Source organism: Undibacterium paludis (assembly GCF_022568815.1).
In the GTDB taxonomy this organism is placed as follows: Bacteria; Pseudomonadota; Gammaproteobacteria; order Burkholderiales; family Burkholderiaceae_D; genus Undibacterium.
This window is the reverse complement of sequence record NZ_JAKZHX010000007.1, coordinates 250,863-265,262: the sequence shown is the minus strand read 5'-3', so window position 1 is coordinate 265,262 and position 14,400 is coordinate 250,863. Positions and strand designations below refer to the sequence as shown.

The 14,400-nt window shown below is 51.0% G+C and carries 13 protein-coding genes; 4 read left to right on the top strand and 9 right to left on the bottom strand.

The annotated features are described in order from the left end of the window. Positions 1 to 5: 5 nt before the first annotated feature. Complete coding sequence (locus tag LZ463_RS13925) at positions 6 to 1,205, bottom strand: toxic anion resistance protein (RefSeq protein ID WP_241456411.1); 1,200 nt, start codon at positions 1,203 to 1,205, stop codon at positions 6 to 8. Between the two features lie 26 nt (positions 1,206 to 1,231). Next, on the bottom strand, positions 1,232 to 2,338 hold the full coding sequence (locus LZ463_RS13920) for a hypothetical protein (RefSeq protein ID WP_241456410.1): 1,107 nt from the start codon (positions 2,336 to 2,338) through the stop codon (positions 1,232 to 1,234). 438 nt (positions 2,339 to 2,776) lie between these two features. Between LZ463_RS13920 and alr the strand changes: the two genes are divergently transcribed. The 4 genes from alr (at position 2,777) to LZ463_RS13900 (ending at position 7,408) form a co-directional block, all read left to right on the top strand. Further along, positions 2,777 to 3,880, top strand: coding sequence for an alanine racemase (alr, locus tag LZ463_RS13915; protein ID WP_241456409.1), 1,104 nt, complete (start codon positions 2,777 to 2,779; stop codon positions 3,878 to 3,880). 73 nt (positions 3,881 to 3,953) lie between these two features. Then, a complete protein-coding gene (locus LZ463_RS13910; RefSeq protein WP_241456408.1) occupies positions 3,954 to 5,246 on the top strand; it encodes a D-amino acid dehydrogenase in 1,293 nt (430 codons plus the stop codon). Continuing rightward, on the top strand, positions 5,243 to 5,806 hold the full coding sequence (locus LZ463_RS13905) for a hypothetical protein (protein ID WP_241456407.1): 564 nt from the start codon (positions 5,243 to 5,245) through the stop codon (positions 5,804 to 5,806). The genes LZ463_RS13910 and LZ463_RS13905 overlap by 4 nt, the downstream gene beginning before the upstream one ends. A 42-nt stretch (positions 5,807 to 5,848) precedes the next feature. Continuing rightward, a complete protein-coding gene (locus LZ463_RS13900; protein WP_241456406.1) occupies positions 5,849 to 7,408 on the top strand; it encodes a sigma-54-dependent transcriptional regulator in 1,560 nt (519 codons plus the stop codon). Between the two features lie 14 nt (positions 7,409 to 7,422). On the opposite strand, the gene LZ463_RS13895 is transcribed toward LZ463_RS13900, so the two are convergent. From LZ463_RS13895 to ispB, 7 genes are all read right to left on the bottom strand, one after another. Then, positions 7,423 to 7,599 (bottom strand): DNA gyrase inhibitor YacG, encoded by a 177-nt coding sequence (locus LZ463_RS13895; RefSeq protein ID WP_241456405.1) that lies wholly within the window; start codon positions 7,597 to 7,599, stop codon positions 7,423 to 7,425. Between the two features lie 36 nt (positions 7,600 to 7,635). Further along, entirely contained in the window at positions 7,636 to 8,391 is a 756-nt protein-coding gene (gene zapD / locus LZ463_RS13890; RefSeq protein ID WP_241456404.1) for a cell division protein ZapD, read from the bottom strand. Between the two features lie 136 nt (positions 8,392 to 8,527). After that, on the bottom strand, positions 8,528 to 9,142 hold the full coding sequence (coaE, locus tag LZ463_RS13885; protein ID WP_241456403.1) for a dephospho-CoA kinase: 615 nt from the start codon (positions 9,140 to 9,142) through the stop codon (positions 8,528 to 8,530). Beyond that, a complete protein-coding gene (locus LZ463_RS13880) occupies positions 9,142 to 10,005 on the bottom strand; it encodes a prepilin peptidase (RefSeq protein WP_277624049.1) in 864 nt (287 codons plus the stop codon). Before LZ463_RS13880 ends, coaE begins: the two co-directional genes overlap by 1 nt. Beyond that, complete coding sequence (locus LZ463_RS13875; RefSeq protein WP_241456402.1) at positions 10,002 to 11,237, bottom strand: type II secretion system F family protein; 1,236 nt, start codon at positions 11,235 to 11,237, stop codon at positions 10,002 to 10,004. Before LZ463_RS13875 ends, LZ463_RS13880 begins: the two co-directional genes overlap by 4 nt. A gap of 24 nt (positions 11,238 to 11,261) precedes the next feature. Beyond that, entirely contained in the window at positions 11,262 to 12,989 is a 1,728-nt protein-coding gene (pilB, locus tag LZ463_RS13870; protein WP_241456401.1) for a type IV-A pilus assembly ATPase PilB, read from the bottom strand. 337 nt (positions 12,990 to 13,326) lie between these two features. Then, positions 13,327 to 14,331 carry an octaprenyl diphosphate synthase gene (gene ispB / locus LZ463_RS13865; protein WP_277624061.1) on the bottom strand — a complete coding sequence of 335 codons (1,005 nt, stop codon included), beginning with the start codon at positions 14,329 to 14,331 and terminating at the stop codon, positions 13,327 to 13,329. Between the last annotated feature and the right edge of the window lie 69 nt (positions 14,332 to 14,400).

The window sequence follows — 14,400 nt, the reverse complement described above, 5'->3', positions numbered from 1 at the left end:
AGTTCCTAGAGTTTGACCGGGCCATCCGGGGCTGCTGAAATCATGGCAGTGCGTGCCTGCTCTGCACGGGTTCTGTCCATGTATTGTTCGGTGCGGCTGATCTGCTCTTTGAGCATGGCGTTGTTCTTGCCCATGCTGTCTATGGCTTGTGAACGGAAATTATCCATCGCATCCATGGCCTTGAAGGTGTTGTCGAACATCTCCTGGATTTTTTGTATGCCTATCAGCGGATTGGCTGCAAATTCACCAGTTTTTTCCACATGCCTGCCCAGTTGCCTCGAGGTCTCGGTGACCAGGTCGCCGATGGTGTCGCTGACGCCTGTCAGCATCTCCATGACCTGCATCTGGTTGCCGGTGGCGCGCGCCACCGTCTGCGCCGTCGCCATGGCGGACATGCCGGTGGTGGCAACGCGGTTGCAGCCATTGACCATTTCGCGCGCCGTCTTCTTGAGCAAATCCATGGACAGGTAGCCGTTGACGTTAACTGCCATCTGGGTTTGCATGTCTTGCAGGTTCTGGCGTGCATAAAACAGCACTTCCTGTTCCAGGGCCTTGGCCCGCAGGGGATCAGTGGCTTTGATCGTTTCTACATGGCTGGCGACATGTTTGTCGAGTTGTTCGGCAAAATAAATGGCGCCCTTGAGTTTTTGCATGGCTTCCCAGAGCTTGGTTTTCACCAGTTCAATTTCTGTCGCATCACGCTGCATGTCATCGCGTGCCGCATAAATCTGTGTCATCAGGGTTTGCAATTGCGAACCGGCAGTCTGGAACTTACGGAAGTAGGCTTGCAGCTTGTTACCGAAGGGGATGATGCCCAAAATCTTGTTCTGTGACAGTAAATCTCCTTGTTTGCCCGGATTCAGATCATCGAGCATGACGCGCATCTCTTGCATGGATTTAAAGGCGGCAGAATCTTCTATGCCGACAAAATTGCGCTCCATGAAGCGGCCTGTCATCAGGGCCGATGCATTGGAAATCTCTTCCCTGCCGAGACGAAATGCAGAATCGAGCTTGCTTTGAAAGCCGCTGCTTTGCACGTCTTCTTTGAGGATGCTGTCTATATAGGCGTTGACCTGCACATCTATTTTTTCTTGTACTTCGGCCTTCAGTGGCACCATCTCCGGCGCTTTTTTTTCTGCTACCGGCGTCAATATTTCTGGCGGTGTCAGGATCATAGGGGCTTCTTGTGTCGTCGTGGCAGTCATTTTAATGTCCCGGTGAGAGTGGCTATTTACTGAAATTTCTTTTCTATGTTCTGGATCATGCGTTCCAGGATTTCAAAGCTGGGCGGGTCGATCACATCCACCAGCGAATTCGGTGCCTGCAGGTTTTTACTCTTCAGGAAGGCAATAAAATGTTCAGGCGTGGCGGTGCGGTAGCCGTACTCGGCCGCCAGTTTCTGCAATTCAGGATCGGTGGCCAGGGCTTCTCCAAGGCGTCGGCCATTTTCATTAAAGGGCACAACGATGTGCTTGGTATAAATGGTAGGCTGAGGGTAGAGCAAGACCATGTCAGCATTCGGTTTTGGCCGCTTGGACTGGTACTCAAGGAACTGGCTTTCGTAAATCATCACCAATGGCGCCTTGCCCATGCCCATGGTGGTGTAATCCTCAAAAGGCCCGGCACTGCTGGATTCCTGCAAGCCCTGACGCAGGAACAGTGACGACACAAAGGGCAAGACCTTGTTGATTTGTTCGTTATCGTCCACAACATTATTGTCATTGCTTACATAGCTTGCCAATGACAGATACATGGCCGCGGAATTGGATTTCCTGACATCGGTGGAACTGATCAGTATGCTCTTGCCCGTGGCATAGGCGGTATTGTCTTTGAGTTCGCGCCAGCGTGTGCCTTTCTCGCTCAGGCTCAGCAGTTTTTTCATGTCAACGATGTAGTAGGCATCATTGATCTTTTTGACTATGCCTTCTTTTTCCAGTGTTGGTATCAATTGTACCCAGGAGGCGATTGCCATGGGCGTAAAGAAAGTGGGGTAAACCTGCTTTGCCTTCGCCTTGTTTTGCAGGGCCAGTGCGGCCGGCGCGCCGGCGGGGAAGGCAAAATCATAGGTATTGAAATCACGTGAAATGATTTCGCGCGAGCCAGTCTTTTCGACTTTGACGCGCAGACCTTTGCTGGCAAGGACAGCGATGACTCTGGGGTCAGAAAAATACGATTCCTTTTCCGAACCTATCATGCCCTTGACTTCAACTATCGCTGCAGAAACCAGTTTGGCCGCTTCCAGCGCATGATTTTTTTGGTATGACGTATATGTTGCTGCACCTATTCCTATTAACAAAACCACCGCAAGGGCGGGTCCTACTATTCGTTTGATTTCCATTAGGCAATATTCCCGGCATGCTAATTCATGACACTCGTGATTATGCGCATGCATTTATGACATTTTCGTGACAACTCTGTGAAATCAAAAAAAAGCGACAGGCTTATTTTTGAATTTCAACTGTTTTCTTTTGCGTAGTTTCCACAATTGCCTGTCTATCTGGAGGCGGGAATCATGCGTTTCTATTTCTTAAATGATTTAGTGTATTTAATTCATTACAGTGTATTCAAATCAATACAATGTGTCGTTTTCTGTACATTGCCGAGGCTGGACTCTACACTGACTGATAACAGAAATTCACTGTGTATTGAATTCAATACAGTTTTGAATATATTTACCAACCGCCGTTTGTAAGTTATTGAATCTATTCAATAAATTTTTTTGGCACAGGGATTGCTTCTACGAATCACGTTAACTTACGTGATGGAGTGGTGAAATATGATGCAAGTAGCTGGGAAAGCAGGCGCAGTACTTCGTATTGATCTTAGGGCAGTACGGGATAACTATCGCCTTTTGCAAGGCATGCTGGGGTCAGGGCAATGCGGGGCAGCGGTGAAAGCCGATGCATATGGTCTGGGTGTGGTGCCTGTTGCCAAGGCTTTGCTACAAGAGTCCTGTCGGCATTTCTTTGTGGCACATCTGGAAGAGGCGATTTTCTTGCGACCACATCTGCCGCCTGAAGCGGAAATTTATGTCATGCATGGTTCGCCGGTGGGTTATGAGGCAGAATTTCTGGAAAATAATTGCATACCAGTATTAAACAGTATCAGTCAGATAATATCCTGGCGGCAACTTGCGGCAAAAATACAACGCCGTCTGCCCGCCATCGTGCAATTTGATACCGGCATGTCACGCATGGGATTGTCCGATGCTGAAGCAAGGCAATTTTTCGCGCAGCCAGAGTTGCTTGACGGCATACAGGTGCAATACCTGATGAGCCATCTGGCCAGTGCCGAAGATCAGTCCAACCCAGCCAATCAGCAGCAACTAACCGCCTTCAACGCCTTACGTGCACGCATGCCTGGCTGTAAGGCCAGCCTGGCCAACTCCTCGGGTATTTTTTTAGGAAAGGACTTTCATTTCGATCTGGCCCGTCCAGGGGCTGCCTTGTATGGCGTGGCGCCGGTAGCGGGGCGGTCTAATCCCTTGAAGCCGGTTGCTTATTTGCAGGGCCGGATTATTCAGACACGTGAAATTCCTGCCGGTACTGGTGTCGGTTACGGTGCTACCTGGTGTAGCAAGGAAACCAGCCGTATCGCCACAGTAGCCGTTGGTTATGCTGACGGCTGGTTGCGTAGCCTCAGTAACCGCGGTGTTGCCCATATCGCCGGATACACCGTCCCCATGGTAGGCAATGTGTCCATGGATACCATCACCCTGGATGTGACTGCCGTACCGGCAGAGCATTTGCAGCCTGGTGCTCTGGTTGACCTCATTTCTGCTGAAAACACAGTAGATCAGGTAGCCGCCAGGGCAGGGTCCATCGGCTATGAGGTGCTGACCAGTCTGGGTGCGCGCTATGAGCGCAGCTACAGCGATTGAACCAGATCTGATTGCTTGGCGACACATACAAACAGAATAAATCGAAAATCAAAGAATAAGCGGGAGAAATGAAATGAAAGTTGTGATCTTGGGTGCGGGTGTTATTGGTACAGCGTCAGCTTACTTTCTGGCCAAGGCCGGCCATGAAGTGACAGTCATAGAACGTCAGCCAGCGGCAGGCCTGGAGACCAGCTATGCTAATGCTGGCGAAGTATCACCTGGTTATTCCGCTCCATGGGCAGGTCCTGGTGTGCCGCTCAAGGCGATCAAATGGTTGATGATGCAGCACAGCCCGCTGGCGATACGTCCCAGCCTGGATCCGACCATGTGGCGCTGGGTTACGCAGATGCTGATGAATTGCACCAGCAAACGCTATGAAATCAACAAAGGCCGCATGTTGCGTATGGCTGAATATAGCCGTGATGTGCTGCAACAATTGCGTAGTAATACCGGTATTCATTACGACGAACGTACCCAGGGCACGTTGCAACTGTTCCGCAACCAGCAGCAGCTTGATGGTGCCGATGCTGACATCGCCATCCTCAAGCGCTATGACGTTCCCTATGAAAAGCTCGACAAGGCTGCCTGCCTGAAGGTGGAACCGGCACTGGCCAATGTGCAGGAAAAATTCGTCGGCGCACTGCGCCTGCCGGGCGACGAAACCGGTGACTGTTTCAAGTTCACCCAGAACCTGTCAACATTGGCGCAAGAGCTTGGCGTGCAATTCAAGTATGGCGTCACCATACAAAGACTGGTGAAAGAGGGTGACAGGATCAGTTCCGTGATGACTTCTGAGGGCGAAATCAAGGCCGATACCTTTGTGCTGGCTCTGGGAAGTTACTCGCCTATTCTGCTGAAAGAACTTGGTATCAGGATACCGGTTTACCCTATCAAAGGTTATTCCATCACTGTACCGATTACCGATGCGCAAAAAGCGCCGGAATCAACGGTCATGGATGAAACCTACAAGGTTGCCATCACCCGTCTTGGTGACCGCATACGTGTTGGCGGCACGGCAGAAATCACTGGCTACAATCTTGACCTGCGCGCAGACCGCCGTGCAACCCTGGTGCATTCCGTGACTGACCTGTTCCCGGGTGGTGGTGATGTGGCCAAGGCTGAATTCTGGACTGGTTTGCGCCCCATGACGCCAGACGGCACGCCAGTCATTGGCCCTACCCCCTATCGTAATCTCTACCTCAATACCGGACACGGTACCCTGGGCTGGACCATGGCATGCGGTTCCGGTCAGTTCATGGCGGATATTGTCTCTGGCAAGCGTCCGGCCATTTCGACCGAAGGTTTGTTCATGGATCGTTACGGTAGCGTGAATCGCCCCATTTTTATAAGCAAGGAGTTGGCATGAATCAATTTGAAGAATTATTGTCATCAACCCAGGTCTTTTCTGACGCCAATCTGAATGCGCGGTTTTATACCGCCATAGAACTACTGGCACAAATCATGATGGTGATGCCGCGTACCGCGAACATCACTACACTGGCGCAGGCAACGGGCAAAACCCCACGCCTGATACGCTCGATACTGGCGACCCTGAGCAAGGATGCCCTAGTCAGCCGCGACGCCAAGGAGAAAGATGCCTGGCATTGCCGCGACTGCAATGGCATCATCACCCTGGCTGATGTTTATCGCTGTTTTGTCATGGCAGAAGAGAAAGCTGCTGCCAAGGCGGCAGAAAAAGCAGCGCAGGAAGACGCTGCTGATGTACCGCAAGAAAGACGCAGCACCCGTACATCCAGTCAGCAAAGTGTCGATTTGCTGATGATGCAAGTTAAAATGACATTAAATCGCGCAGTCTTGCAGCAGCTCGAGCAATTTGACCTGGGTCGCTTGCGCGGACTGGCATCGAACAGTGCCTTCCGTCGCCAGCATGCCCGTCCGCGTGGCTATATACCGGAGCCCTTTTAAACCGTCGTCGCACCCAAAACCGTTACACCAAAACTTTACAGCATGCGCATCAATATCCAGTTCAAGGACAGAGTAGGTATTGCCCACGAAATACTGGCGGTATTGGCGCGTCGAGGCCTGAATGTGGTTGCGGTGGAAGTTGATCCACCCCATATCTACATAGACAGCCCTGAATTGCTGGAATTTATGTTGCCTTCCCTGCAGGCTGATTGCCAGTCTGTACGCGGTGTAGGTGAAATCAAGGTGCTGGATGTTTTGCCCGGCATACGCCGCCGTCTCAACCTCGATACCATGATGGCAGTCATGGAAGACCCGGTATTGGCGATTGATGCCAGCGGTCATATCGTGATAGCCAATGCAGCCGCCGCCAGCGCCACCCGCTTGAGCGAAGCTGCCCTGTGTCAACAGAGCCTGAACCAGGTCCTTGATGACGCAGGCATACAGGAAGAATTGATCAGCTGTGCTTTTCGCCTGCCTAGCCGTGAAGTCAGCCTGAACGGTGAACCTTATTTCATGGACGTGACCCCGGTATCCGAACCCCAGGGTATGGATCTCGCCCAGCATGGACGTTCTGTCGGTGCCGTGCTGACCTTTCATGCGCCGACCCGTATCGGCGGTCGCCTGCATGCCTTACAACATTCCGAAGGCAGTGGCTTTCATTTCATCATCGGTGAATCCGAGCAGATACGGGCCTTAAAGACCCGTGCCGCCCGCGTGGCTGTCGTTGATGCACCTTTGCTGATTACCGGTGAAACCGGGACAGGCAAGGAGTTGCTGGCGCAGGCCTGCCATGGCGTCAGTGGACGCAGCAACGCGCCTTTTCTGGAATTGAACTGTGCTGCCTTGCCTGAGAGTCTGGCAGAAAGCGAATTATTTGGTTATATGTCCGGAGCCTTCACCGGTGCCCAGCGTGGCGGCAAGCCCGGCTTGTTTGAAATGGCCGATGGCGGTACCGTTTTCCTGGATGAAATCGGTGAAATGTCGCTGTATCTGCAAGCCAAGCTTTTGCGCTTCTTGAATGACGGAAAGTTTCGTCGCATAGGTAGCGACAAGGAAGTCAAGGTCGATGTTCGCATTGTCAGCGCTACACACAGGAATTTGCGCAAAATGGTGCAGGAAGGCAGCTTCCGTGAAGACCTGTTTTATCGCCTGAATGTACTGCATCTGGAAATGCCAGCCCTGCGCGAGCGTCCTGACGATATCCTACCTCTCGCCAGACACTTTATAGAACGTGCCTGCACCCAGGCGCAAAAACCGGTTTGCCGCCTGAATGCGGCTGCCTGTGCCGCCCTGGTATCCAATCACTGGCCAGGCAATGTCCGGCAATTGCAGAATGTGGTGTTTCGGGCGATTACGATGTCAGACCAGCGCGTGCTCGATGCTGCCGATCTTGATTGGGCAGAGGGCAGTATTACAGCGGATGTAGTGAAGACGGATGCGACTGAAAACTGGGACTTGTCCATCAGTGCCTTTGAGCGCAATTTGCTGGAAACCCTGTATCCGCAATATCCATCAAGCCGCAAACTGGCGGCGCGACTCGATACTTCACATTCAATGATAGCGACCAAGCTGCGCAAATACGGCATACCGCAAAAGCGGTAGCTTGCCTGTTTTGCTTATTCGGCCTGTTCCGGGTCTTCCGGGAGATTGACTGCCGGGATGGTGTACTTCTCTTCAGCCCAGGCACCGAGATCAATTTGCTTGCAGCGTTCAGAGCAAAATGGACGCCAGCGATTGGCTTCCAGCCATTCCACCCTGGTTTTGCAGGTGGGGCAGTCAACAAAAGTTGCCATGTTCAGTAAAAATTCAGTATAAATTCAAAAAACAGATCAGAAATTGCACAGCGTCAGGTCAAACGGAATATCGTTTTCAAACGCCTTGGGTTTCATGTCGCCATCCTGTGACATAAAACGTATCCACAGCATGTATTTATTGGCCGAAATCTCAGGGATGGCCCCCATTTCCTGTGCCACACTGACCCGTAACAGCTGATAAATCTTGCCTTGCAGCATTTGCTGATAACTCCCTGCCTGGGCTATCACCTTGGACGTTGAACCTGATTCACGCAACAGGCGCAGCACGACATTGATGGCGTCAAACAGCGGAGCAATCGGGGCAAACCAGGCGCTGATGTCGGCATAGCGTTTTTCTGCGGGGTTTTTCTGCCAGGCGTGATAACTGGGGAGGTCAAATTCACAGGCGCCACCCGGGATGATGGTGCGGCCGCGTATGCTCATCAGCCATTCATTATCACGGATATTCTGTCCGGTCTTGCCGGTACTGCCAACCAGTCCGCTACTGGCGCGATCAACATCGTCGAGCACCTTGTCGAGCATGTCAGCCTGCACATTGGGATTGGATTTGAAACTGATGAGCGTGTGCTTTTGCCTTTCGAGTTCTTGCAGCAGATCAGATTTCAGGTCGGCACGACCAGCGACTTCCAACATTTCAAAAATGGTGGCAAGGGCAACGTGATGCTGCATGGGATCAGACTGATGCAGGAAAAAAGTGAATTTTTCATACAGGTCTTCCAGCCGCAATAACGTGCGAATACGCTCGTTAAAAGGGTATTCGTAAACAATCAAAATAGTTTCCCTGTCAAAATTAGTGCCAATCAAAGCTGCACATGATTCTGAACCATACTGTGTGAAATTACAAACATCGCGTGCAGATTTACTGCAATTATTTTATTTCCTGATGTTACAGCTTGTGGATCAACATTTATTCGTGACGAGCAGCCAGCGCGAGATAAGTCTGGTGCAGACGTAAAACTTCAGCACGTATCTTCTCCAGATCACCATCGTTGACGATTACGTCATCGGCAGCAGCCAGTCTCTGTTGGCGACTGACCTGGTTGCGCATGATGGCTTCTACCTGCGCACGCTCCATGTTATTGCGGGACATCACGCGCAATACCTGTGTTTCTTCATCGCAATCAACGACCAGGATGCGATTTACACGGTTTTTCCAGTTACCTGATTCAACCAGCAGGGGAACCACAAAAATGCGGTAATCTCCAATGGACTCCAGGGCCGCCCGTTCAGTTTCCTTGCGTATCAAGGGGTGCAGTATGGCTTCCAGCTTTTGCTTTTGTCCATGGTCGGCAAATACCAGCTCTCGTATGGCTGCTCTGTCCATGGAGCCATCTGCAGCAATGGCAGCATCACCAAATTGTGTACGTATGGCCGGTATAGCCAGTCCTCCAGCAACAGTAAGCTGGTGGGCAATCAGATCCGTATCAATCAGGGCAGCACCAAGTTCGCCAAACATATTGGCAACAGTGGTTTTTCCACTGCCTATGCCACCTGTCAGCCCCAATGAAAAATTGCTGGTCATTAGAGCGTTTTCAAATAGAAACCGACAATGTCCTTGCCCCAAAGCAAAGCGATCAGGCCGGCGCCAGCAAGATAGGGACCAAATGGAATGGGTTGTGACCAACCCAGCCGTTTCAGCAATATCTGTGCAATACCGATTGCAGCGCCGACGAATGAGGAAAATATAATGACAACTGGCAACATGGTCCAACCCATCCAGGCGCCAAAGGCTGCCAGCAATTTGAAATCACCGTTGCCAAAACCATGTACCTTGCGAACCATGAAAAAAATTTGGTCCACTATCCATAAGGCAAGATAGCCTAGTACTGTGCCGATGACGGCGTCCTTGAGAGGCGTAAATGTTGCCGTGATATTGACCAGCATGCCCAGCCATAGCAGGCTCAGGGTCAAGTCGTCTGGCAGGAACTGCGTGTCCAGATCGATAAAGGTCATCGCAATCAATAACCAGACAAAGACGACGGCCGCCATACCTGCAATACCACTGCCAAAATGCCATATCATGCCCGCCGACATCAGCCCGGTCAGCGCTTCTATCAAAGGGTAGCGTATGGAAATCTTTGCCTTGCAGCCGGTGCATTTTCCACCTATGGCCAGATAGCTGATCACAGGGATATTTTCCATGGATGTGATCTTGTGCCCGCAATGTGGACAGGCAGATCTCGGCAGCATCAGATTAAAGGTGTCGGTATGTAGTGGCTCTTGCCCATGCTCGGTGGCATAGTCGTTTTCCCAGGCGCGTATCAGCATTTTGGGCAGCCGGTAAATAACGACATTGAGAAAACTGCCTATCAGCAGTCCCAATAGCCCGAAGGCTATTGTCGACGGCCAGTCATGCGGTGCTGCAAAAACCAGTATTTCCATCATCCCGCAACCGCACCCATTTTGAAGATAGGCAGGTACATGGCGACAACCAGGCCACCAATAACGACACCCAAGATCACCATGATGATCGGTTCCATCAAACTGGACAGGGATGCTACCGCCTCATCGACTTCATCTTCATAAAAATCGGCTACCTTGCCCAGCATCTGATCCAGCGCGCCCGACTCCTCACCAATTGCCACCATCTGCGTGACCATATTGGGAAAAACATTGGAATTTTGCATGGCCACGGTCAGGCTTGTACCCGTGCTGACTTCTGTCTGTATCTTGATCGTTGCTTCGAGGTAGACGGCATTGCCGGCCGCCCCGCCAACTGAGTCCAATGATTCAACCAGCGGTACGCCGGCAGCAAACATGGTTGCCAGGGTGCGCGTCCAGCGCGCAATGGTTGCCTTTCTGACTACTTCGCCAAAAATAGGCGCCTGCAGCAATAATCTGTCCATGGTTTGCTGCATCTTCAATGAACGTCGCCATGTTTGAAAAAAGAAGTAGATACCGCCAAACAGGCTGCCAAAAATGATGTACCAGTATTTGACAAAATTGTCAGAAATATTCATCACGATCAGCGTCGGTGCAGGCAACTCGGCGCCAAAGCTGCTGAAAGCCTGCTTAAATGCTGGAACGACCCAGATCATGATCACTGCAGTAACGATAAAGGCGATGCCCAGGATGGCGATCGGGTAGGTCAGCGCTGACTTGATTTTGGCCTTGATGGCCATGGTTTTTTCTTTGTATAGCGCCAGACGTGCCAGCAAATCTTCCAGAATACCTGCTTGCTCACCAGCGCCAACCAGATTGCAAAATAGTGGGTCGAAATATAATGGGAACTTGCGGAAAGCCGCATTCAGGCTGGTGCCGGTTTCCACGTCGCCGCGTATATCCTGCAATAACTTGGATACAGAAGGATTGGCATGGCCCTTGGAAACAATATCAAAAGACTGCAACAAAGGTACGCCAGCCTTCATCATGGTCGCCAGCTGGCGAGTAAACAAGGTGATATCTTTTTCAGTAATGGCCTTGCCGGAGGTATACGATTTCTTTTTGAGCTTGGTAACCAGGATACCCTGTCTGCGCAGGGTCGCGTTGACGATCGCTTCGCCGCCCGCACGTGTTTCACCCCTGACGACCTTACCAAACTTATCCTTGCCTTCCCAGGCATATAACTGTTCTTTAGGTTGTCCTGATTTTGCTGATTTTGCTGCACTGGTTGCCATATCACTACTCTCTTATCTCTCTTATTATTCGTTTGTGCATCCAAGCACTTCTTCCAGGCTGGTTAATCCTTGTCTTACTTTCAATAATCCAGACTGGCGCAAATTCCTGATACCTTCTCTCTGTGCCTGCTCTTCAATATCCAACGCGCTGGCACTGGCCAGGATCAGTCTTTCTATTGATTCTGAAATTGGCATCAGCTGATAAATACCGACACGGCCCTTGTAACCACCGCCGTTGCAGCGTTCGCAACCCACAGGCCCATAGGGTTTCCAGGTACCATCAAGGTCATCATCCTTGAAACCGGCCTGCAGCAAAACTTCATCAAGGATTTCGACGGGTTTTTTGCAAGTGCAGAGTCGGCGCGCCAGCCTTTGTGCCGTAATGAGAATGACTGAAGATGCAATATTGAACGGGGCAACTCCCATGTTCATCAAGCGCGTCAGCGTTGCAGGCGCATCATTGGTATGCAGGGTGGAAAACACCATGTGACCGGTTTGCGCTGCCTTGATGGCAATATCGGCGGTTTCCAGGTCACGAATTTCACCAACCATGATGACGTCGGGATCTTGACGCAGGAAGGATTTCAGGGCTGCTGCAAAGGTTAGCCCGGCCTTGTCATTGACGTTAACCTGATTGACGCCTGGCAAATTGATCTCGGCCGGATCTTCAGCGGTTGAAATATTGATGCCAGGCTTATTGATGACGTTCAGACAGGTGTACAGGGAAACGGTTTTACCGGAGCCGGTAGGCCCGGTAACCAGTACCATCCCATAAGGGCGTTGAATGGCGTCCAGGAGGATCGCTTTATGATCGGGATCATAACCAAGGGCATCAATACCCATTTGCGCCTGGGAACCATCCAGAATACGCATAACGATCTTTTCGCCGAACAGCGTAGGCAAAGTACTTACACGAAAGTCGATGGACTTGCTGGCGCTCAGTTGCAGCTTCATGCGGCCGTCTTGCGGTATGCGTTTTTCCGAGATGTCGAGTTTGGAAATAACCTTGATACGCGATGCCAGTTTTTCTTTGATGGCCAGTGGTGGCTGGGCAATTTCCCTCAGCTCACCATCAACACGGAATCGTATGCGATAGAACTTCTCAAAAGGTTCGAAGTGCAAGTCGGACGCGCCCATATTAATGGCGTCTACCAGCATCTTTTGCAGGAACTTGACGACGGGGGCATCATCAATTTCAGTAGCTTGCGCCTCTGCCGCCGCTGCACCAAGGTCGTCTTCCTTGAATTCCAGCTCAAATTCATCGCCGCCAATTTCATTGAGGCTTTGTTCAGACGATTTGCCAAGACGGTCCAGCAGCTTGATCAGGGCGTCGTGCTGGACGATGATGACATCAACACCCAGACCAGTCTGGAACTTGACCTGGTCGAGGGCTGAATTATTGGTCGGGTCTGATATGGCCAGTGAAACCTTGTTGCCCTTCTTGGCAATGGCGATCAGGCGTTGTGCCTGCATGAGCTTGTGATCAACCAGTTTTTCCGGGATCAGGGACTCATTGATCAGTGTCAGGTCGAGCAAGGGATAGCCAAAGGCATCCGAGCAAAAAGTGGCCAGGTCACGCGCACTCAGCGTGCCGCTTTGGGTAAGTGCATCAATAAAGCTACTCTTTTCTGCCTGCGCTTTTTTATTGACGGTCTCGATTTGCGCCGCAGTTAATAAATTAGCCTGAGTCAGTGCCCTTGCCAGGCCCGAGCTTGGCGCTTGCGATGTTGGATTTGGTAGAACAGCGGACATAGGATACTTTGAGTAGATTTGCCAAAACAATCAGTTGCTTTAGGATAATGCAACCAAGCCCGTTATTTGTAAAGTCGCTCCGGGCTGTTATGACACAATACCGGGCATAAAATACAAGGCGCTTACTTTTGCTGCAAGTTCAAAAATCAGTTCAACTTTATCTGCTGGTAACGACGGTAGTTTGCGGTTTCTTTACTCTGTATATACTCTGTATAGCAGCCATCTTCCCGTCCTGTGGAATGATGGGCTTTCCCCTTCTCTGCAGTTGCCGTGGACGGCTGCGGCGACACCAGAAAGAGGGGTGTTCAATTTTGTAACAATCTGTTAAATAGTCGATTTAATGATTCCTGCCGACGGCAAATGCACAGAGTTTTATCATTGCTTCCTTGAAAGCGCTTTCGGGTAAATTGGCAATCGCTGCGGCTGCACGGTTCGCTGCTTTTACTGCTTCATCCTGAGTATAGGCGAGGGCTCCCGATTTTGTAATTGCCGCCAGAATGGCGTCAAATTTGGATTCATCACCATTTTCTATGCAGGCGCGTACCAGTTCTTTTTCTTCCGTTGTGCCATTTTTCATCAGATAGATCAAAGGCAGGGTGGGTTTGCCTTCACGCAGGTCATCGCCAACGTTTTTGCCTATGTCTTCCGCATTGCCGGAATAATCAAGAACATCGTCGATGAGCTGGAAGGCTGTACCGAGCGAGCGGCCATATTCGCCTGCTGCCTCTATCTGCACCTGGTTGGCACCGGCAATCAGGGCGCCAATCTCTGCGGCTGCTTCAAACAGTTTGGCCGTTTTCGAGCGTATCACCTGCAAATAGCGTTCTTCCGTGACATCCGGATCATGCATATTGAGCAACTGCAAGACTTCACCTTCAGCAATCACATTGGTGGCATCAGCAAGGATCTGCATGATCTGCATGCTGTTGATTGACACCATCATCTGGAAAGCCCGTGAATACAGGAAATCACCCACCAGTACCGAGGCCGCATTGCCAAACAGAGCGTTGGCGGTCTTGCGGCCACGCCGCATTGATGACTCATCGACCACGTCGTCATGCAACAGGGTGGCGGTATGAATGAACTCAACAATGGCTGCCAACTCATGGTGATGCCGGCCTTTGTACTGATAGGCATTGGCAACCAGCAAGACCAGGACGGGCCGTATCCGTTTGCCACCTGCGCTGATAATGTATTCGGCGATCTGGTTGACCAGGGCAACTTCAGAATGCAGTTTGGTGCGGATTACCTGGTTGACCTCAGACATGTCAGAGGCGATCAGATCAGTGATGGGGTTAGTGTTATTTGTGGCAGACAAGGGGGAACCTGCAAAAAAATCCATGATGGTCAGATTATACGATGCAGAGCTGATGTTTTGCTTGAATTGCACTTGTTCTCTCATGTTTCCCGT